Below are 18,387 nucleotides of genomic sequence, written 5' to 3'. Positions count from 1 at the left end.
CACAGGAGGGCCCCGAGGACGACCACCATCAGCGCACCCGCCCTGGTGCCGTCGTCTCCGGCATCTCGAAGACTTTGGGCGAGACGTGGATGCCGAAGTCCTCGAACCGGTCCACGAACCGCGGACGCACCCCGGTGGGGATGGCCTTGCCAAGGAACCGCCCGTTGGCGTCCACCCCCGCGCTGTAGTCGAAGACGAAGGCGTCTTGGAGGGTCACGATCTCGCCCTCCATGCCCTGCACCTCAGTGATGTGGGTGACGCGCCGGGTGCCGTCGCGCAGGCGCGTCAGCTGAACGACCACGTCGATGGCCGAGGAAATCTGTTCCCGGACGGCCCGCAGGGGAAGATCCATCCCCGCCATGAGCACGAGGGTCTCCAGGCGGGCGATGACGTCTCGCGGCGAGTTCGCGTGGATGGTGGACAGCGATCCGTCATGACCGGTGTTCATGGCTTGGAGCATGTCGAGCGCCTCGCCACCGCGGCACTCGCCGACGACGATGCGGTCGGGACGCATGCGGAGCGAGTTCTTGACGAGGTCGCGGATGGTGATCTCGCCCTTGCCCTCGATGTTCGCCGGGCGGCTCTCCAGACGCACCACGTGCTCCTGCTGGAGCTGCAGCTCGACCGCGTCCTCAATGGTGATGATCCGCTCGTCGTGCGGAATGAACGAGGACATGACATTGAGCAGGGTCGTCTTGCCCGTGCCCGTGCCACCGGAGATGAGGATGTTGAGGTGCGCCTTGACGCAGGCGTTGAGCAGCTCCGCCATCTCCGGTGACATCGAGCCGAACCGGACGAGGTCGGCGACCTTGAGCGGGTCAGCGGCGAATTTGCGGATGGTGAGCGACGACCCGTTGACCGCCAGCGGCGGAATGACGGCGTTGACGCGCGAGCCGTCCTCGAGGCGGGCGTCCACGAGCGGTGAGGACTCGTCGATGCGACGCCCCACCTTCGAGACGATCTTCTCGATGACCTGGCGCAGATGCTCCTCGGACTTGAACTGCGCGTTGCTGAGGCCGACCCGGCCACCCTGCTCGACGAAGATGTGGTCCGGTCCGTTGACCATGATCTCCGTGACGGACTCGTCGTCCAGGAACCGCTGCAGCGGTCCGAACCCGAGAACGTCGTCGCTGATCTCGCGAACCAGACGCTGCCGCTCCTCGACGGTGAGCGGAACCTGCTCGGCGTCAACGATCTGGGTCAGTTCCTCACGGGCGTAGACCTGGAGGGAGGCCTCGGTCAGTCCTGAGTCGTTGAGCCGGCTGCCGATGCGCTCGAACAGCGCCTCGGCCACACGGTCCTTGAGCGAGCCCAGGGCGTCGGACGCCGGGGTGACCGAGACCGGGACAGAGTGGGTCTCCACGACGAACGTGGGCACGAACTCCTCACCACCGGCCTCATCGGTCGTGGGAGCGGGTTCGACGACCGGCGGGGCGGGCACTCCGCGGGCGGCGTCGAGTCGTTGGGAGAGCTTCATTGGAGCACCGCCCGTCGGTGCACGGCCTTGCGGGGTGCGGTGGAGTGCGCGGGATCGAAGCGGGCCACGAGCTGGTTGAGGGCCTTCGCGGCCTTGTCCCGCGAGGCCTCCTGGAGGATCGGCTCGCCCTTGTTGGTGGAGTAGGTCACCGCCTTGGACCGGGGCACCACCACGTCCACCGGCGTCCGGACCGTCGCCTCGATGTCCTGGACGCTCAGACCACTGGCACGGTCGGCCATGTTGACCACGATGTGCCGCGACCCGGGCAGCATCTGCAACTCGGCGAGGACGTCGATCTCCTTGCGCAGCCCGCGCACTCCGGGCACGTCCATGCCGGAGATGAACACCACGTCCGTCGCCGACTCCAGCGCGGCCAGGGTGTGCTCCCCCAGGCCCGGGGCGGTGTCGACGACGACGAATTGGAACTCGCTGGCCAGCTGATCCAGCATGTGCCCGATCTGATTCGCGTTGATGAGATCGGCTTCGGCCGGCGAGTCCGGCGTGCAGAGCGCGTAGATCGACGTGGGATGGACACTGAGAAACGCCTTGAGCACCATCGTGTCCTGCGCGGCCGCCCCCGTCACCGCGTCGGTGAGCGTGTGCTCGGGGGTGAGGTTGAGCACTGCGGCGACGTCGCCGAACTGCACGTCAAGATCCACGAGGACCGTGGACATGGGCGCGAGCTTACCGAGACCGACCGCCAGGTTGGTGGCGACCGTAGTCTTGCCGACGCCTCCCTTGGGAGAGGTCACCGCAATCACCCGGCCGCCGAGGCGGGTCGGGGCTGCGTCCAGGGACGGATCAGGGATCAGACCGCGCCGCCGGCTGTCGGCGGTGTGGCAGGCCCGCTCGAGCAGCACACGGATGACGTCAGCCTCCGCCTGCGGCTCGAGGATGTCCCGAACGCCGGATCGCATCGCCGCCAGTGCGAGCGCGGGATCCGCGTCTGCGACGAGGACCAGGCTGATCTCGGGGTGCTGGACGTCGAACACGGACGCCAGACGGAGCGCGGCACCCGGGTCCACTCCGGGCCCCAGCAGCAGGACCGACGGCAGCTCGCCGACCACCTTGCGCAGGAGCTCATCGGGGGTGTCCGGGACCTGCGCGTTGTAGACGGTCTGCACCGAACCCGGAATCCGGCCGGCGATGGCCGTCTGCACACGCTGCTCGAACGTCACGTCCGAGGTGACGAGTAGGAATCTGCTCATTTGAAGAAGTCCTCCATGCTGGCTCCGTCGTCGTTCCATTTGGCGTCCACGGGCTGGTTCGACAGCCAGATTCTGCCGAACTCCGCCGCGAAAACGGTCTTCTCGGCGTCAGCCGCGTCCTGGGCGAGCGTGACGAGCATGGCCCCCTCGGGGACCGGAGGCGCGCCCGGGGTGGCTTCCTCCTCACCGCTCGCCTCGGCGGCGACCGGCGCACCCTGAATGCTGGTGACGAGCACCCGGTGGAACACCAGCTCCGTGGCGGGTTTGTCTCCGGGGCCCTGGTCGAAGGAAGCGAACACCCCTACGAAGTCGCCGGCCTTGACCTGACCACCGACCACCCGATCGGCACTCACTTGGATGGTGACCTCCTGGAGCTCCTTGGGCACCGCCACGCGGCCTGGTTCCTGAAGGGAGTTGAGGGTGACGAGCCGGCTGCCCAGCAGCTGCTCGCCCGGTCGGAGCTCGACGGCAGTGACTCGGCCCTCGAACTCGGCGAGATCGTTGACGGCGTCCTCGGCGAGGGCGGAGACGGGCAGCGTCTGTTTGCGCAGGTGCTTGGCCAGTTCTTCGACGGGCATCTCGGCTCGTACCTCGCTCTCGACGACGAAGACCTCCTGGGTCTCCGTGCCCTCGAGGGCACGTGCGTCGGCGGTCCGGACGTATCCCGAGACGAGAACCGCACCGACCACGGCAAGGAATGCAGCCATGACGGCGGCGATGACACGAACTTTCACGGTTTTCCGATCTCGCGATGCTGGTGTTGTTAATTGGTAAGGGTGACGATGGAGGCACCGAGGTCGGCATTCGGATCAGTCGTTCCGGTGAACCCGTCGCCGAGGGAGCCGAACTCGACGAACTCGCCGATCAACCCTTTGCAGCTGCCCGGCCCGGGGCATTCAGTTCCAGGAATTGGCGTCGGAGGATACTGGGAGCCAGGGAACCGCCAACCCCGCAGGATAAATCCCGCCCAGCCTTTGATGTCGTAGGTGGCTTCTTGGCCCGAGCCGGCGGTGTCCTCGTACACAGGAAGCAGCACCTCCTTGCCGATCAACGTGGGCAAAAGGTCCTTGCAGGCCTGCGAGATGTCGTTGCCGGGATCGCTGCTAGCCTGCGCTGGTTCATCATCGGCGATAGTGACGAATGCGCTGCAATTGCCGAGGGGATCATCCAACCATTGGAAAGCTCCAGGAGGTGTGCCCTCCCCACACGGCGCAGGCATCCCGTTCCCGTGCGTTTGAAAAAGACGTATCTCCCCAACGGGGGCGTCACTGAACACGCACGTCGAGAATGCCAGCGGTAGAACTGCGGTGCCGCTTTCAGGGAACATGTTCCAACCAGCCGTGGCGGTCGCTCCTACCGTTGTCTCGTCCACACCCAGGACAGGGGCGAAAAAGAGGGCGAGGGAACCAGCCCCGGTAGCCCCGTCCTGGCTTGTGACGTCGACGGTGACGGAAGACGGAGTGAGCTGGACGTCGGCGATATTGGTCGCGTTGTCCTTGGCATTCGAATTGGCGTACAGCTGGGCTGTCGCGTCCGTGGTGAGACAAGATCCATCAGCACAATCTTGGGCAATCGCCAGAGCCGCGGCATCAGCACCATTCTGAAGCTCAGCACGCTCCGCATACATGGCGCCGACGTCGACAGCTATGGCTGCGGCACCAAGCAGAACCACTAGCAGCAGGGCCACCATCACGGAAATACCGCCATTGGCGTCGTGATACAGCCGTTCGATCATCCGCCGCATTGCATGGCCGCCGTTCCTACAACATCGATACCGCTCGGGAGCAGACCCGTTAAGCCGGGTAGCGGGTAGGTGAGTATGACTTCAACAGGCATACCGGCCGTGCAGGCCGGCTCCGCCGGGAACTGGAGGTCCGTCGGAGTCAGAGAGGGCGAAGAGGCCAGAGCTGCGTCTTGGGCTGCGGTCCAGTCCTGCGTGACAGCCATGGTTCGCGCTGCCTCACGGGCAGCGTGCGTGACGCTGATCTGCACGTTGTACGCGTGGCCGAACTCGATGATCGCAAAGAGAATGGTCAACAAGAGTGGGAGCACAAGCGCGAACTCAACGGCCACAGCTCCACGGGCGCATCTGAAACGGCTCATATTCCCCTACTTCGAACCGGAAAGTGCCGCGCCGCGACGACCCGGACGAGGGTCGCCGCGGCGCGAATGCACTGATGGGACTACGGGTTGATCTGGTCGCCGATACGGGTGACCAGAGCGATGAATTCGGGCCCGAGAGCCACGAGAGCCGCAACCAGGATGAGTGAGACGAGGCCGATAAGCAGGCCGTACTCGACCGCGGTCGCGCCCTTCTCCTCGCCGGAGAGGCGGGCCTTGGCGTCGCCGAAGATGGTCTGGAGGGTGATGAAAAGAGGCAGCATGAGAAAGCTCCTAAGCAAAGCAGAGAAATGGTGGAGTGGGTCTTCAGCTGATTCCGACACTGCCTGCGAGAGGCTCCCCGTACCGGGCTACTGACCTGTAAGAAGATTAGACTTTGCTCCAGCAAAGACACAAGCATTCAGATGCATGCACTTTGGGGGACGTCAAACAGCGACGCAATGCCTAGTGGGAGATGCATTCACCTGCATGAACAGGAGTGGCTGGCACACTTGTCCCCCGATTGGGGTCAGTACAGCCCAGGCAGCAGGTACTCCCGCGCCAGAAGCTCTCCCCACACCACGGCCACCAGGGCGCCGGCCAGCATCGACGGGCCGAACGGGACGTCACTGCGCAGACCACCGCGGCGGGACGCCAGGACTGCGAGCCCCACCACCATGCCGACCACGGACGCCAGCACCGCCCCCACGAACAGAGCACCCCACCCTTGGAACCCCAGGAACAGGCCCAGCACGGCGGCGAGCTTAACGTCACCCATGCCGAGTCCGGCCGGCGAGATGAGCGCAAGCACGAGATAGAGGACGAAGAGCGCGAGAGCACCCAGCACGGCGCGCAGCAGCGCGCCCCAAGTGTTCTCGCCCGTGGCGGCGAGCGCGAGCAGCACGGAACCGATGCCCAGCGCCGGCAGCACCACGGCGTTGGGCAGCAGGTGGTGGCGCAGGTCGATCACTGTGAGCACCACCGCGACGGCCGCGAAGAACAGATACGCCGGAAGCTGCCAGCTGAGCCCGAAGTATGCGGCCACGAGGACGAAGAGTGCCGCCGTGGCCAACGCCAGCAGTGGACGGGAGGGCGCAGAGGCAGGCTCGTCCGTGACGGGGCTGTAGCGGAGGACCACTCGCGGCAGGGACCAGCCCACCACAGCGCCGATGAGACCGGCGGTGAGCACCAACCAGAGGGGTGCTGTTCCGAGCATGGGCTCCACGAAGGCGCTCCTCCGGTCCGTGGGCGCTTCGGCTGACGCCCGGATGTGCAGTTGTCCCCCACTCAGGGGTCACGTACGGGACCGAGACTAACCGAGCAATCCATTCTCCCGGTGTTGTGGCACGTCAATCGGCCATTGCAGAATTCACGGCTCTCAGTTCGAAAAGCCCCGACCGGAATTCTCGAGAAATACAGCGCCCAGAAGCACCGGTTCGATCTCTCGTGCAGTGACAGGACAATCCTCGGTCGGAGGTGGCTGGGCCCTTCGGCCGCTGAGCTTCCGAGATCAGTTGACGAGCCAGGACAGCACCGGCGGGACGAGGACGCACCCGAGTGCCATGAGCACGACGACCATTGCCAGCACGGCCTGTTCCCGGCGTGCCGCGGCGGCACCCGCGAGTTCCAGTGGCGGACGGAACTCGAACTCCCAGTCGAGGGCTTCCTGCTCCCAGCGGGTGCCGGCCATCTCGTCAGCGCCGCTCAGCAGGCGCAGACGCTCGGAGGTGTCCGCGTTGTCACCATGATTGCGTTCGCCGAACGGGGGCAGCGCCCAGGTGTGCCGCAAGCCCTGCAGGAGTGAGAGCACCGCCTCCAGCGGTTTGTTCTCGAGGTAGCTGCTCTGCGTCCAGGCCACCTTCGCCCGCTCGAGCGGGAGGCCGAGCACCACGTCGGCCCCTTCTCTGCGGACCTCGAAGGCCACCCGGTGCACTCGTCGGCGGGGTCTCCCGGGTGGGTCCTCGGGGACAGTGATCCGCGGAACGTGCAACCAGTGGAACGCCGCGACGACACGGGGGCGTGCGCCGCGGCCCAGGAACAGCACGCCGTTGCGCTCGACCACCACGGTGACGAGCCGGGGAAGGCCGGCGTGGCGGGCACCGATGAAGAGGTCCGGGCGCAGCGTCCGCAAGGCGCGCAGGAACTGCGCGTCGCGCCGACCCTGCAGCACCGTGTACATATTGAGCCCCTCGGCCGCCCGGAAGAAGGCCTGCGCCCGGGAGCCGAGGAGAGCGGCCAGTGCGGCGCCGGCGATGGCCCCCATCAGGCCCGCGAGCACGATGAGCCTGCCCGAGACCTCCAGTGCGGACGCCCGCGCCGACCACCAGAAGATGCCGAGCGCGGCAATCGCCAGCACCGGCGCCAGCCGAGCCCGGTGTTCGCGAACCCACCAGGACCAGTCCTTGCGGGACAGGTGGTGCTGCTCGGCCTCGCCGGCAGTCCGGGGCCGGCCCGGGCGCCGGGAGACGCTGAAGGACTGTCGCGCGTCGTCCTCCCGCCCGGCGGTGTCCGGGGGCTGACGGCGGACGGCGTCCCCGGCGGGTCCCCAAGAGGAGTACGGACCGCTCAGCTCGGGCAGTCGGTCCCGGAGCTTCGAGAGTTCGGTGCGCAGCCGGTCGCCGTCGAGATCCGTGGGCGAGATGCCGTAGCCGTCCAGCCGCCCGCGCGCCGCCATGGTCACCAGCTTGTCGGGATCCGGTGGGGACCGCAGGAGGTGCTTGGCGAAGGCCGCGGTCATGAAGTGGCAGGCGTCGAGGGCGTCCGCGTAGGCGTCCATGCCGGAGTAGCCCATGGACGCGGTGATGTGGGCGGAGGTCTTGCTGAGCTGCACGGTCGCGAAGGACGCCGCGACGTCGAGCAGCAGGAACACGGCCGCCGCTCCGTACTCGGGGAAGCCCGTCTCCGCGAGACTGTCGCGCGGGGACAGCCCCAGAGCGCCCTGGACCCCGCGCACGGAACGGTCGAACATCGTGCTGCCGTGGGCTCTCCGGATCTCCCGGAACACCAGGGTGTCCAGCAGGCGGGCCCGGATCTGCGGGCCCGGTGTGCTCGGGTGGTATCGGGACGCGGGGAACGCCGCAGCGTACCGGGCGCCCAGGAAAGTCGCGAGACCCCCGTGGGCTCCCGTGTCCGGCCTGGTGATGATGCTGTCGGGGCGGGCGAGCTCCCGTTCGATCTCCCGCAGCGTCCGGAGGTCGAGCTCCCCGAGGAAGGCCAGGGCATGCTCCAGCTCCTGAGCCCCCTCCGCTCCGTCCCGCGTCTGGGTGCGGGACATGGCGCGCAACCGCTCTACTACTGCGGTGCGTTCCGCCCGATGGTCGCCGCCCATGCGTGTCCTTGCCCCTCGGTGCACCGGGCTCGGTGCCGGGCAGCTGTGCATTCTCAAAAGCAAACTACACCGGCCGGGCGGCTTTCGAAGCTCAGCAGGAGGTGAGCACGGACAGTGCAGCCTCCAGGCCGTGCTCCTTCCGCACCTCGCGGCCCACCCGCTCGGCGGCGGCACGGCACCCCAAGGCGTCGCCGATCGCCGCGGTGAGCCGCTCGGCCGTCAGCTTCTTCTGCGGGATGGGCACGGCGGCCAGGCCGATGCGGTGGAGCTGCCGCCCCCAGAACGGCTGGTCGGCCAGGAACGGGACCACCACGTGCGGAACGCCGGCGCGGGCCACGGTGTGGACGGTCCCGGCCCCGCCGTGGTGGATGGCCAGTTCCGCACCGGGCAGCACCGCGTCGAGAGGCAGGGACGGCACGGCGAACACGTCGTCCCGGAGGGCGCCCTGGAGGTCGTCCGGCAGCGCGAGGCCACCCCACCCGATGAGCAGCAGCGTCCGCAGACCGTGGGCACGGGCGCTCTCCACCACCGCCCTCCCCCGGGCCACCGGATCCCCGGAGGCCATGGAACCGAAGGTCGCCACGAGGTAGGGCCCGCCCCGCAGGAACTCGCGCACGGCGGGATCGGACTCCGGCACCGGGGCGTCGGCGTGCCAGGACCCGGTGAGGTGCACGGAGGCCGGCCAGTCGTCCGGGCGCGGCAGCAGCTGCGGGCTGATGGGCAACAGGGTGGCCGCCGGAGCGGGAACGGCGGCCGGCCGGCCGCCGGGCAGCTGGGCGCAGGCGCGGTCGATGTCCCGGCGGAACATCCGCTCGGCACCGCGGGCCACCGCGTAGGTGGCGCAGTTGAACCGGCCGAGGTCCCGGTTCACCACGCCGGGCGCCGGGAACTGCCGAGTGGGAGTGAGCACGGGAACGGCCTCGACCACCACGTGCGGGACGCCGGGGGCCTGCGCCACCGCCGGCGCCGTGAGCACCTTGGGGTGGTGGACCACCACGTCCGGCGCGAACGCGAGCGTCTCCCGCACGGCGGCGGCCAGCATCCGGCGCATGCCGGGGCCCACCTCGGTGCGGAAGTGCCGCACGGCCGTCCACGGCGAGATCCCGTGCTCCTGGACCAGCCGGTGGAAGTCCACCTCCAGGCTCACGGTGTCCAGGCCGGACAGGTCCACGCCGGAGGAATCGGGGATGCCCAGGCGGACGTCGTGGCCGTGGCCGGCGGCGAAGCGGGCGAGGGCGGCGAACGGCTCCACGTCGCCGCGGGTGCCCGCGGTCAGCAGCATCATCCTCATGGACCCAGTGTGCTCCTGCCGCGCCCCGACCGCAGGCGGATCAGGAACCGGGCGGGGTGCAGCTCTCCTCCGGGCCCCAGCGCAGCCACTCGGGCAGATCCGCGGTGAACGCGTCCCGGACGGCGGCGGTGTTGGTGGTCGTCCAGTCCACCGGCCCGTCGATCTCGACCTCGTGCTTGTCCCACTCGAACCAGCTGATCATCTTCAGCTGCGGGAAGTCCTGGGGAATCGACTCGTCGAAGACCTGGCCCCACCACGCCTGCTTGATCGCCAGCTCGTCCGCACCGCCCTGCGCCGGGTTGTACAGGGCGGCGGTCTCCGGGATGGCCACGGGCTTGCCGCGCCGCTGCCCGTACTCGGCGTAGAAGTCGGGGACGGCGCGGTCGTCGCCGCCGGCGCCGGAGTAGGCGCCCGTGAGCTGGGCGGCGAACTTGCCGGGTTCGGGCAGCTCGTTCTCGCCCCAGGGGTGCTGGTCACCCCAGTGGTACAGGGACATGCCCACCCAGTCCACGGCGTCGTCCCCCGGGTAGTAGGGGGCGTACGGGTCGTCGGCCATGGTCAGCGCGCCGTCCCCGTCGGTGTCGAGGGCCGCGAAGTCGGCGCTGCCGGGCTCGGCCTCGTGCTGCCCGCCGGCGAACGGGTAGCCGCCCCCGTAGTTCGGGGCCCACATCATCGCCGAGCCGGGGGCGTGCTCGTGCACCGCGTCCGCCACCCGCCGATAGGCCTCCACGTAGGCGGTCGGCTGGTGGCCCCAGGCGTACCAGGAGCCGTTCATCTCGTGGGCGAAGCGCACGACCACCGGCACCCCGGAGTCGTTGATCGCCGCGAGGTCGGCGGTCAGCTGCCGCACGGCGTCGTCGGTGACCTCGGCGAGCCCGCCCTCGGGCTCGAGGGTCAGCAGCAGCATCCGGCCGTCGGCCCGGACCTGGTCGGCCGCCATCCGCAGGTGGTCGTGCCCGCGATCGTCGTAGGGGAATCCCGTGAAGGACACGGACACGGCGGGCCGGTGGCCGAGCCGGTCGGCGTAGTCGGCCAGCGGCTTGTCCTCCCAGTCGAGGTTCACGCCGTAGAGGGCGCCGGTCCCGGGAACCAGCTCGGACCGGTCGAGGACGGTGCACGAGGGCAGCGGCGCCGCCTGGACCTCCTCGTCGGACTGGGAGGTGATCTGGGCCGCGAGGGTGCCGCCGCCCAGGGCGAGGGCGGCGACGAACACGACGGCGACGAGCGAGGATTCCTTCACTCGCTCAGCTTAGGAAGCGTTCGATAGAAAATCATGGAGATGAGCGTCCGGCGGCGCGGTCCGTGACGAACGACGACGACGCTCCGCCCGCCGCGCCGGCCGGTCAGCCGGGCCGGTTCACGCCCCGGCGCCGGAGTCCGGGCGGTCGTCCGTGTCCGTGTCGGAGGCCTGCCGCCGACGGTAGGCGGTCATGTTGGTGCGGTTCGCGCAGCGCTGGCTGCAGAAGCGCTTGGAGCGGTTGCGGGAGAGGTCCAGGAGCACCCCGCCGCAGTCCTCGGCCCCGCACTCGCGCAGCCGGTCCGTCTCGTCGGCGCGGATCACGTCCACGAGGGCGAACGCCGTCTCCAGGCGCAGGCGGGCGGCCAGGGGAGCGTCCGAGGGTGAGGCGTGCAGGTGCCAGTCCTTCCCGTCGTGCCGGGCCAGGTGCGGGGCGAGCTCGGTGGTGTCGAGCACGGCGTTGACCGCGTCCACCATGGCGTCCCGGTCCAGGGCCCAGACCCGCCGCAGCTCGCCCCGGACCTCGCGCACCTCGGCCAGCTCGTGCTCGTCACGGTCGAAGCGCCCCGACCAGCCGTGCTGCTCGAGGAGGGCCCGCAGCTGCGCGGTGGTCACCAGCTCGTCCTCCCCGGAGCGGGAGGCCCCCGGCGCGGTGTTCATCAGCGCCACGTCGGACTCGAGCACGTCTTCAGTGTCATAGGCAAAATGCACTTGACTACTTATCCCTTCCACGGCTAGCGTGAGTGTCATCAACAGTTTAGACCCTTACGCGACGATGGTCGCGAGAAGGAGCTCCTCATGGTCGGCGGACTCTACCTCCTGGCGCTGCTCTTCGTGTTCGCCACCGTGGGCCGGCAGTCCGTCCCGCGGCGCGAGCGCACGGCCCTGCGCAGCTGGACGCTGCGGGACGTGTACTACAACGTGCGGCGCGGCGTGACCGTGCTCGGCGAGCACGGCCCGTCCTACCCCGCCCTGGACGACGCGGAGCTCGCGGCGGCGCAGCGCTCGCGCTGAGCGGCACACGGTCAGCAGGGCCTCTCGCCCGGGGCCGGCCACCGTCCCCGCCGGAGGGACAGTCCTCGGCCGGGGCACGGCCTGTCGTCCGCGGCGCACCCGCTCCGGTCAGAGCGCGACCTTCTCGAACAGGGCCGCCGTGCCGATCCCGCCGGCGGAGCTGATCATCGCCAGCAGCAGGCTCCCGGTGGGCAGGGCCCGTGACCGGGACAGCAGGCGCACCACGGACACCGCCCCGGAGGCGCCGTAGGCGTGGCCCAGGGCCAGGGCGCCGCCCTCGGCGTTGAGCACCTCCTCGTCGAGGCCGAGCAGGTCCGTGCAGGCCAGCACCTGTCCGGCGAAGGCCTCGTTGAACTCGGCCGCCGCCAGCTCCTCCACCGCCACGCCCTGCTCCGCCAGCAGCTGCCGGGCGGCCACGGCGGCGCCGATGCCCAGCCGCGCCGGGTCCACCCCCACCGTCACCGCACCGCGGAAGGCGAGCCCGTCCCGCCGGTTCAGAGCTCGGGCCGTGGCCGGGTCGGTGACGAGCACGGCGGCCGCGCCGTCGGCGTCCCCACAGGAGTTCCCGGCCGTGACCGTCCCGCCGGCCGCGAACACGGCCGGGAAGCGTGCCAGCAGCTTGGCGTTCAGCGCCCGGCGCGGGCCGTTGTCGGACCGCACCTCACCACGGGGTCCGGTGACCGGCACCAGCTCGTCCTCGAAGGCCCCCACCTCCGCGGCGGCCAGCGCCCGCCGGTGGCTGCGCAGCGCGAAGGCGTCCTGGCGTTCCCGGCCGATCCCGTGCTCGCGGGCGACCGTCTCGGCGGCCGCACCCATGTCGGGATCGCCCAGGTGCTCCGGGGCGAACTGGGCGCGGCGGTAGAACTCGACTCCCCCGTCCTCGCGTCGTCGTCCGCGCAGCGGTGCGGTGCTGATGCTCTCGGCCCCGCCGGCGAGGAAGGCCGGGCCCGCCCCGGCCTGGGCGAGCCGGCAGGCCAGCACCACGGCGTCCAGACCCGAGCCGCACTGCCGGTCCACGGTCAGTCCCGGCACGGACAGCGGCAGACCGGCCTCGAGGGCGGCGAGCCGGGCCAGGTTGCCGCCGGCGCCCACCGCGTTGCCCACGACCACGTCGGCGAGCCGGGCGGGATCCAGGCCCGAGTCCGCCAGCAGGGAGCGGAGCACCGGGGCCAGCAGCCGGTGGACGGGCAGGCCCTCGAGCAGGGTCCCGGCGCGCGCCAGGGGCGTGCGCCGGCCCAGCACCAGCACGGGGGCATCAGCCGAGCGGTCGGACACGGGCGTCTCCTTCGAGGATCCAGTCGCGGAACACCGCGCGGCTGAGCTTGCCGTTCGCGGTCACCGGCAGCTCCCGGAGCTCCCAGTACTGCTGCGGGCGCTTGGCCGGGGCCAGCCTCCCCGCCAGGCCGGCCCGGATCCGCCGCCGGTCCGGCCCCGTGGGGGCCGGGAGGATCCCGGCCACGATCCGCTGGCCGCGGGCGTCGTCGGGAAGGCCGGCGACGACGACGTCGGCCACTCCGGGCACCAGGGCCAGGGCCGCCTCGACCTCGTGCGGATAGACGTTGAGCCCACCGGTGTTGATCAACTCCGCCGCCCGCCCCAGCACGTGCAGCTGCCCGTTGCGGAGGAAGCCCTGGTCCCGCACCGTGTGCAGGCTGCCGAGCCGGCCGAAGCCCTGGCCGTCCTCGCCCCAGAGGCAGCCGTCGCAGACCAGGTCCGAGCGCACGCAGATCGTGCCCGTCACGCCCTCCGGCGCGGGGGTCCCGGCGTCGTCCAGGACAGCCACGTCCACGCCGGGGAACGGGACGCCCACCGCGGTGCCGGGGTCCTCGGCCGGCATCTCGGCGGGCTCGCCCGGGCGGTGGCAGCGCGCGGTGACGAAGCCGAGCTCGGCGGCACCGTAGTACTCCCAGATCGTGGCGTGCGGGGCCCAGCGCCGGGCCGCCGCGAACGTGGTGGGGTCCAACTTCTGTCCGGCGCACACGATCGCCGTGACGCCGCTCGCGTCGGCACCGGCGGCCAGGCCTCGCTCGGCGAGGACGCGCAGCACGGTGGGCACGAGCACCAGGCGGGTGACCCCGTGTCCGGTGATCGCGGCGTGGGCGGCGGCGACGTCGAAGCCCGGCAGGGTCACGAAGCCGGCCCCGGCGTGGAGGCACTCGGAGAGGGCGTAGAGGTTCAGGCTCGCCGCCAGGGGGCCGGGAGCCAGCACGCGGTCCTCGGGGCCCAGACCGAAGTGCTCCGCGGAGACCTCGAACGAGCGCCGCCAGGAGGCGCGGCTGCGCTGGAAGCCCTTGGGCAGGGCCGTGGTGCCCGAGGTCAGGCCGATCAGGAAGGCCGAGGCGAGGTCGCCGTCGCGCAGTTCCGCCGGGGCTGGATCGGCGGGGAGGCGCGCCGCGCAGCGCTCCCGCACCTGCGCGGTCAGGTCCTCCGGCCAGGACGGGTCCAGGACGGCGCACACGCGTTCCTCGGCCACCCCGGCGGCCCAGCGGACGGCGAAGTCCGTGCCGTTGGCCTGTCGCAGGATCCCCGTGGGCTCGCCCGAGGCGGCCAGGGCCGCGGCCGCAGCGCGCAGATCGCCCCAGCTCAGCCGCTCGTCCCCGCAGGCGACGGCGAGTTCCCGCGGGCGTTCGGCGGCCCAGCGGGTCAGGCGGTCCAGAAAGGGCATGTCCTCGTCCTCGGTGCTGGTCTCACGCTGCGGGTGCGGCAGTGGGTCATGGATGACGGTTGCCGGCGAGTGGCGCTCCCCGGTCGTCAGCGGGCGGTGGGCGTCCCGCCCAGGAGCCGGCGGTAGCTGCGGTGGACGTTGATCGCGGCCAGGGTCGCCACGACCGCCTTGAGCAGGTCCCCGGGGACGAACACGAGCGCGCCCAGGGCGGAGGTGGACAGCGGCAGCCCGGTGACCACGGCCGTCCACGGGATCCCGAAGGCATAGATCACCGCGATGCCGCCTGCGACCACGCTCAGCAGCACCGCGGCGAAGCGGGCAGCACGGCCGGTGCGCCGGATCGCCCAGTACTGCACCAGCGCCCCGATGACCAGGGCCGCGGGGATCCATCCCACCAGGTAGCCGCCGGTCGGGCCCAGGAACACCCCGAGGCCGCCCCGGCCCCCGGCCAGCAGCGGCAGCCCGGCCAGCACCAGGGCGTGCAGGACGACCACGGAGAGCATCCCGCGCACCGGCCCGAGCAGCGCACCGGCGAGCATCACCCCGAGGGTCTGCAGCGTGATGGGCACCGGGATGATCCCCACCGTGATCGGGGGCACCAGGCCCAGGGCGGCGATGAGGGCGGCGAACACGGCCACCAGGACGGTGTTCTGGGTGGTCTGGGAGCTGTCGGCGGTCCGGGAGGTCATGGTGGTCACGGGGGTCCTTCGATCGGGGACGAGCGGCGGGGCTCGAGCAGGCGGGGCGGAGACGTCTGGAACGGTCGGGGCGGTGACGGTCGAGCTGGAACGAACGGGCTGGATCCGTCCGGGTGGGAGGGTCGGGGTGGGCCAGGGGTCAGTCGGTGGCGGTCCGGGACGTGGCCCGTGGTGGGGGCGCGGAGTCGTAGCAGCGGGCGTCGAGGGCGGAGGCGATCTCCTGGGCCGACTCCAGGGTCCGCACCAGCAGGGGCACCAGCACGGCCACCGGACTGTTGTGCAGCCCGCGGGCGAACTGGGCCTCGCGGACCTCGAGGTACTGGGTGCGGATCTGCGGGATGAACCGGATCGTCATCGACAGGGCCAGGCTCATCTGGGCCGGGTTCAGCCCCAGGTGCCGGGTCGGGGCCAGCAGCCGCTCGAACAGGGCCAGCATCTGGGCGAACGTGGTGGACAGGCTCACCGCCCAGGCGAACAGGCACAGGCTCAGCAGCCGCAGGGATGCCACCGCCGCCGCCTCCCAGGTCGTGGTGAACCCCAGGGTGAGGAAGACGATCCCCACGATGAGCAGCAGCCCGGCCAGCAGCCGTGCCAGGCGGGCGACCGGGGTGCGGGTCGCCCAGGCGGCGGCCACGGCCAGGCCGAGGACGGCGAGCTGGACGCCCAGGTGCGTCACGGCGTAGATGCCGAGGCTGGCGGCGAACAGGAACGCGAACTTGGGTCCGGCCGGGATCCGGGCCAGCACACCGGTGGGCCCGGCACGGTGGAGCCCACCGTCACCGTGGGGTCGGGCGCCGTGGGGGCGGGCGGCGCCGGTCCGGGCGTCCTGCTGCCGGGCCGCGCCCATCAGTCGCTGATCCCGCAGTAGAACGCGACGGCCGGTCCGGGGGCGCCGTCGAAGGCGATCCGGCCCTCGTGCACCACCAGCACCCGGTCGTAGCCGCCGATCAGCTCCAGGTCGTGGGTCACCACGACGGCCCGCTGGTCGAGCTCGTCGATGGTGGCCTGCAGCCGGCGCCGGTTGCGCCGGTCGAGCATGGTGGTCGGCTCGTCGAAGACGATCGTGGACGGCTCCATCACCAGCACCGAGGCCAGGGCCACCAGCTGCTTCTCGCCCCCGGACAGGGCGTAGGACTCCCGCTCGGCCAGGTGGGGAATGCCCAGCCGTTCCAGCACCCCGTCCACCCGGGCGGAGAGCTCGTCCCCGCGCAGGCCCAGGTTCTTCGCCCCGAAGGCGAGGTCCTCGGCCACCAGCGGCATCACGATCTGGTTCTCCGGGTTCTGGAACACGAAGCCCACCTGCCGCCGGATGCGCTTGGCGTCGGTCGCGGTGGACAGCCCACCGACCTGCACGGTGCCCCGGGTGGGCAGCAGCAGTCCGTTGAGCAGGCGCACCAAAGTGGACTTGCCCGACCCGTTGAGCCCGATCACCGCGATGCGCTGTTCGTCCAGGCACAGGTCGACGTCGCGCAGGACGTCCTGGCCCTCCCGGGTGACCGTGACCCCGGTCAGCCGGATCGCCGAGGACCGGGTCCCCGGCGGCCCCGGCGGGACGGAGGACTCCGCCCGGCGGGACCGGTCCCGCAGCGGATGCTTGATCGACACCGTGGAAGCCGTCCTCTCCTCGTCCTGCTCAGCGGCGGGCGGCCGCTGCCGCGCCCCGGTGCGTCCGGGAGGGGCTGCAGCCGCCCCGGGACGCCTGGGTCCCGGGGCGTCTCAGTCCCGGGGTGCCGGCTCGAAGTACAGATCGGCGTGCAGGGCGCAGCCCGGGTTGAACCGTGCCGCGCACCGCGGACAGCCGTCCACCGCCAGGTACTCCCGCACGGAGAGCTCGTGGCCGCAGACCCCGCAGAGCACGGCCTCGGCGTCCTGCTCCTCGACCGGCCACTGCGCCGCCGGATGGCCGGCGGTCTCCTCGTGGCACAGATGACAAGGGTAGTACTCCTGGCAGCACCAGAACTTGATCGCGACCACGTCCAGCGGCGTGCGGTAGTGCACGCACCGCGTCTGCTCGTCCACAGGACGTCCCAGAACCCGTCTCACCGCTGCCCCTCCCGTGCCGCGGCCGGTCCGGCCCCTCCCGCGGGAGGACCCGGACCGGCCGCTCGTGACGTCCGACGACGTCCACTGTACGGAGCCGCAGCCGCGCGGCGGAGGACCACCGTGCGGTGGGTGCGGGAGCTCAGCCGAGCAGGATCACGTCCAGCGTCCGGGGCCCGTGCACGCCCTCCACGCGCTCGAGCTCGATGTCCGAGGTCGCGGACGGCCCGGAGATCATGGTGACCGGGGCCGTGGGCTCCACCAGGGCGAGGGCCTCGGGGATCAGCTCGACCACCGAGTCCAGCGGCACCACGCAGATGTGGTGGTCGGGGACCAGGCTGATCGCCCGGCGGCCCTCGTCGGGGCGGCCGGTGAGGAAGATGGTGCCGGTCTCGGCGCAGGAGACGGTCGAGGACGTCACCACGGCATCCACGGCGTTGAGCTCCCGCACCCCGAGCGCGGAGGCCGCCCGGGCGTCGTTGGGGTCCACGATGACCCGCCGCATGCCCGATTCTTCGGGCAGCCAGGCGCGGTCCAGGCCCTCGGGCACCACGTAGCGGGCGGACGCGCCCAGCAACTCGGCGATCCGTCCCGGCAGGGTGGCGGGGGTCTCGTGGTGCACCGAGGCCTTGTAGTCGACCAGCCGGTCCTCGAGCATCTCGACGACCTCCTCGTGCGGCCGGTCCGAGGCGCGGCGGTAGGTGCGCTCCGCCGGTGCGGGCGCGGGCGTGTCGTGCAGCGCCCCGCGGATCCGGTTGAGGATCTCGGTCCTGGCGTCGGTCATCGCTCTCCCCCGTCGTGCTGGGTGTCGTCCGCGGTCCCGTCCTGCGGGACGCCGTCGGCGCCGGTTGTCGCGGCAGCGCCGTCGGTGACGGGTCCGCCGTCGGCGGTCACCCGCTGCTGCGTCTCGTCGGCGTGCTTGGCCCACCAGTTGCGGAAGGACTCCTTCGGCGGGGCAGGGATGTCCCGCTCGTCGGTCCAGCCGCCGGCCGTGCCGGGCAGCCAGCTGATCGCGCGGTCCCTGCCCGCCACGGCCCGGCCCAGCGGGAGGGCCTTCTCGGCGAGCGCCATGCGTTTTCCGGAGGACATCACGAAGGACGCTCCCTTCATCATGAGGTCCATCTCGGACGGGGCCTGCAGCAGGCGCCGAGTCCGGGCCGGTGCCGCGGCGGCGCCGTCGTCGGAGCGTTCGCCGTGCTGGGTGCGCACGTCCTCGTCGCGCAGGTGCACGAGGATCTCGGGGATGTTGATCTTCACCGGGCACACGTCGTAGCAGGCCCCGCACAGCGAGGAGGCGTAGGGCAGGGAGGCGTTCTGCTCGGAGGTGAT

At 71.0% G+C, this 18,387-nt stretch carries 20 protein-coding genes; 1 reads left to right on the top strand and 19 read right to left on the bottom strand.

Annotated features, from left to right (window positions below; all coding sequences use genetic code 11):
* Positions 1-28: 28 nt before the first annotated feature.
* The 11 genes from CRM73_RS05375 to CRM73_RS05325 all read right to left on the bottom strand — a co-directional run bounded on the left by CRM73_RS05375 (position 29) and on the right by CRM73_RS05325 (position 11,325).
* Positions 29-1,477: a CpaF family protein gene (locus CRM73_RS05375; protein ID WP_229587061.1), complete on the bottom strand. Its 1,449-nt coding sequence runs from the start codon at positions 1,475-1,477 to the stop codon at positions 29-31.
* Positions 1,474-2,685, bottom strand: coding sequence for an AAA family ATPase (locus CRM73_RS05370; protein WP_229587060.1), 1,212 nt, complete (start codon positions 2,683-2,685; stop codon positions 1,474-1,476). Before CRM73_RS05370 ends, CRM73_RS05375 begins: the two co-directional genes overlap by 4 nt.
* The gene (locus CRM73_RS05365; protein WP_229587059.1) at positions 2,682-3,392 is read right to left on the bottom strand and encodes an RcpC/CpaB family pilus assembly protein; all 711 of its coding nucleotides are present in this window, start codon (positions 3,390-3,392) and stop codon (positions 2,682-2,684) included. The genes CRM73_RS05370 and CRM73_RS05365 overlap by 4 nt, the downstream gene beginning before the upstream one ends.
* Before the next feature lie 56 nt (positions 3,393-3,448).
* Positions 3,449-4,420, bottom strand: coding sequence for a pilus assembly protein TadG-related protein (locus tag CRM73_RS05360; protein ID WP_229587058.1), 972 nt, complete (start codon positions 4,418-4,420; stop codon positions 3,449-3,451).
* On the bottom strand, positions 4,417-4,758 hold the full coding sequence (locus tag CRM73_RS05355; RefSeq protein ID WP_229587057.1) for a TadE family protein: 342 nt from the start codon (positions 4,756-4,758) through the stop codon (positions 4,417-4,419). The genes CRM73_RS05360 and CRM73_RS05355 overlap by 4 nt, the downstream gene beginning before the upstream one ends.
* A gap of 110 nt (positions 4,759-4,868) precedes the next feature.
* Positions 4,869-5,069, bottom strand: coding sequence for a Flp family type IVb pilin (locus tag CRM73_RS05350; RefSeq protein WP_229587056.1), 201 nt, complete (start codon positions 5,067-5,069; stop codon positions 4,869-4,871).
* A 245-nt stretch (positions 5,070-5,314) separates the two neighbouring features.
* Complete coding sequence (locus CRM73_RS05345; protein ID WP_229587055.1) at positions 5,315-6,001, bottom strand: A24 family peptidase; 687 nt, start codon at positions 5,999-6,001, stop codon at positions 5,315-5,317.
* Between the two features lie 294 nt (positions 6,002-6,295).
* Positions 6,296-8,113 carry a hypothetical protein gene (locus CRM73_RS05340; protein WP_229587054.1) on the bottom strand — a complete coding sequence of 606 codons (1,818 nt, stop codon included), beginning with the start codon at positions 8,111-8,113 and terminating at the stop codon, positions 6,296-6,298.
* A gap of 91 nt (positions 8,114-8,204) precedes the next feature.
* Positions 8,205-9,404 carry a glycosyltransferase gene (locus tag CRM73_RS05335; protein WP_229587053.1) on the bottom strand — a complete coding sequence of 400 codons (1,200 nt, stop codon included), beginning with the start codon at positions 9,402-9,404 and terminating at the stop codon, positions 8,205-8,207.
* 40 nt (positions 9,405-9,444) lie between these two features.
* On the bottom strand, positions 9,445-10,644 hold the full coding sequence (locus CRM73_RS05330; RefSeq protein ID WP_229587052.1) for a glycosyl hydrolase: 1,200 nt from the start codon (positions 10,642-10,644) through the stop codon (positions 9,445-9,447).
* A 117-nt stretch (positions 10,645-10,761) separates the two neighbouring features.
* On the bottom strand, positions 10,762-11,325 hold the full coding sequence (locus CRM73_RS05325; RefSeq protein WP_229587051.1) for a CGNR zinc finger domain-containing protein: 564 nt from the start codon (positions 11,323-11,325) through the stop codon (positions 10,762-10,764).
* Positions 11,326-11,439: 114 nt separating this feature from the next.
* On the opposite strand from CRM73_RS05325, the gene CRM73_RS05320 reads away from it, so the two are divergent.
* Positions 11,440-11,655 (top strand): hypothetical protein, encoded by a 216-nt coding sequence (locus CRM73_RS05320; RefSeq protein WP_095651175.1) that lies wholly within the window; start codon positions 11,440-11,442, stop codon positions 11,653-11,655.
* Positions 11,656-11,763: 108 nt separating this feature from the next.
* On the opposite strand, the gene CRM73_RS05315 is transcribed toward CRM73_RS05320, so the two are convergent.
* The 8 genes from CRM73_RS05315 to CRM73_RS05280 all read right to left on the bottom strand — a co-directional run.
* Entirely contained in the window at positions 11,764-12,930 is a 1,167-nt protein-coding gene (locus tag CRM73_RS05315; protein WP_115162971.1) for a thiolase family protein, read from the bottom strand.
* Complete coding sequence (locus CRM73_RS05310; protein ID WP_229587050.1) at positions 12,911-14,320, bottom strand: AMP-binding protein; 1,410 nt, start codon at positions 14,318-14,320, stop codon at positions 12,911-12,913. Before CRM73_RS05310 ends, CRM73_RS05315 begins: the two co-directional genes overlap by 20 nt.
* Positions 14,321-14,406: 86 nt before the next feature.
* Positions 14,407-15,009, bottom strand: a complete 603-nt coding sequence (locus CRM73_RS05305) for a biotin transporter BioY (protein WP_181821166.1) — start codon at positions 15,007-15,009, stop codon at positions 14,407-14,409.
* A 148-nt stretch (positions 15,010-15,157) separates the two neighbouring features.
* Entirely contained in the window at positions 15,158-15,865 is a 708-nt protein-coding gene (locus CRM73_RS05300; protein ID WP_305067788.1) for an energy-coupling factor transporter transmembrane component T, read from the bottom strand.
* Positions 15,865-16,623, bottom strand: a complete 759-nt coding sequence (locus tag CRM73_RS05295; protein ID WP_229587049.1) for an ABC transporter ATP-binding protein — start codon at positions 16,621-16,623, stop codon at positions 15,865-15,867. The genes CRM73_RS05300 and CRM73_RS05295 overlap by 1 nt, the downstream gene beginning before the upstream one ends.
* Before the next feature lie 111 nt (positions 16,624-16,734).
* Positions 16,735-17,037, bottom strand: coding sequence for a CHY zinc finger protein (locus CRM73_RS05290; protein WP_229587048.1), 303 nt, complete (start codon positions 17,035-17,037; stop codon positions 16,735-16,737).
* 163 nt (positions 17,038-17,200) lie between these two features.
* On the bottom strand, positions 17,201-17,842 hold the full coding sequence (locus CRM73_RS05285; RefSeq protein WP_109243667.1) for an LUD domain-containing protein: 642 nt from the start codon (positions 17,840-17,842) through the stop codon (positions 17,201-17,203).
* Positions 17,839-18,387, bottom strand: a 549-nt coding sequence (locus CRM73_RS05280; protein WP_229587047.1) for a lactate utilisation protein LutB domain-containing protein, incomplete at its 5' end; no start/stop codon positions are given. The genes CRM73_RS05285 and CRM73_RS05280, both read right to left, overlap by 4 nt.

It is taken from the genome of Kocuria sp. CCUG 69068, assembly GCF_020833785.1.
Lineage (GTDB): Bacteria > Actinomycetota > Actinomycetes > Actinomycetales > Micrococcaceae > Kocuria > Kocuria rosea.
This window is presented reverse-complemented; position numbering and strand designations above follow the sequence as displayed.

Coding starts and splice junctions, on each gene's coding strand:
- CRM73_RS05375 (WP_229587061.1), bottom strand. CDS start 1,477: ATGAAGCTCTCCCAACGACTCGACGCCGCCCGCGGAGTGCCCGCCCCG.
- CRM73_RS05370 (WP_229587060.1), bottom strand. CDS start 2,685: ATGAGCAGATTCCTACTCGTCACCTCGGACGTGACGTTCGAGCAGCGT.
- CRM73_RS05365 (WP_229587059.1), bottom strand. CDS start 3,392: ATGGCTGCATTCCTTGCCGTGGTCGGTGCGGTTCTCGTCTCGGGATAC.
- CRM73_RS05360 (WP_229587058.1), bottom strand. CDS start 4,420: ATGATCGAACGGCTGTATCACGACGCCAATGGCGGTATTTCCGTGATG.
- CRM73_RS05350 (WP_229587056.1), bottom strand. CDS start 5,069: ATGCTGCCTCTTTTCATCACCCTCCAGACCATCTTCGGCGACGCCAAG.
- CRM73_RS05345 (WP_229587055.1), bottom strand. CDS start 6,001: ATGCTCGGAACAGCACCCCTCTGGTTGGTGCTCACCGCCGGTCTCATC.
- CRM73_RS05340 (WP_229587054.1), bottom strand. CDS start 8,113: ATGGGCGGCGACCATCGGGCGGAACGCACCGCAGTAGTAGAGCGGTTG.
- CRM73_RS05335 (WP_229587053.1), bottom strand. CDS start 9,404: ATGAGGATGATGCTGCTGACCGCGGGCACCCGCGGCGACGTGGAGCCG.
- CRM73_RS05320 (WP_095651175.1), top strand. CDS start 11,440: ATGGTCGGCGGACTCTACCTCCTGGCGCTGCTCTTCGTGTTCGCCACC.
- CRM73_RS05310 (WP_229587050.1), bottom strand. CDS start 14,320: ATGCCCTTTCTGGACCGCCTGACCCGCTGGGCCGCCGAACGCCCGCGG.
- CRM73_RS05305 (WP_181821166.1), bottom strand. CDS start 15,009: ATGACCTCCCGGACCGCCGACAGCTCCCAGACCACCCAGAACACCGTC.
- CRM73_RS05300 (WP_305067788.1), bottom strand. CDS start 15,865: ATGGGCGCGGCCCGGCAGCAGGACGCCCGGACCGGCGCCGCCCGCCCC.
- CRM73_RS05285 (WP_109243667.1), bottom strand. CDS start 17,842: ATGACCGACGCCAGGACCGAGATCCTCAACCGGATCCGCGGGGCGCTG.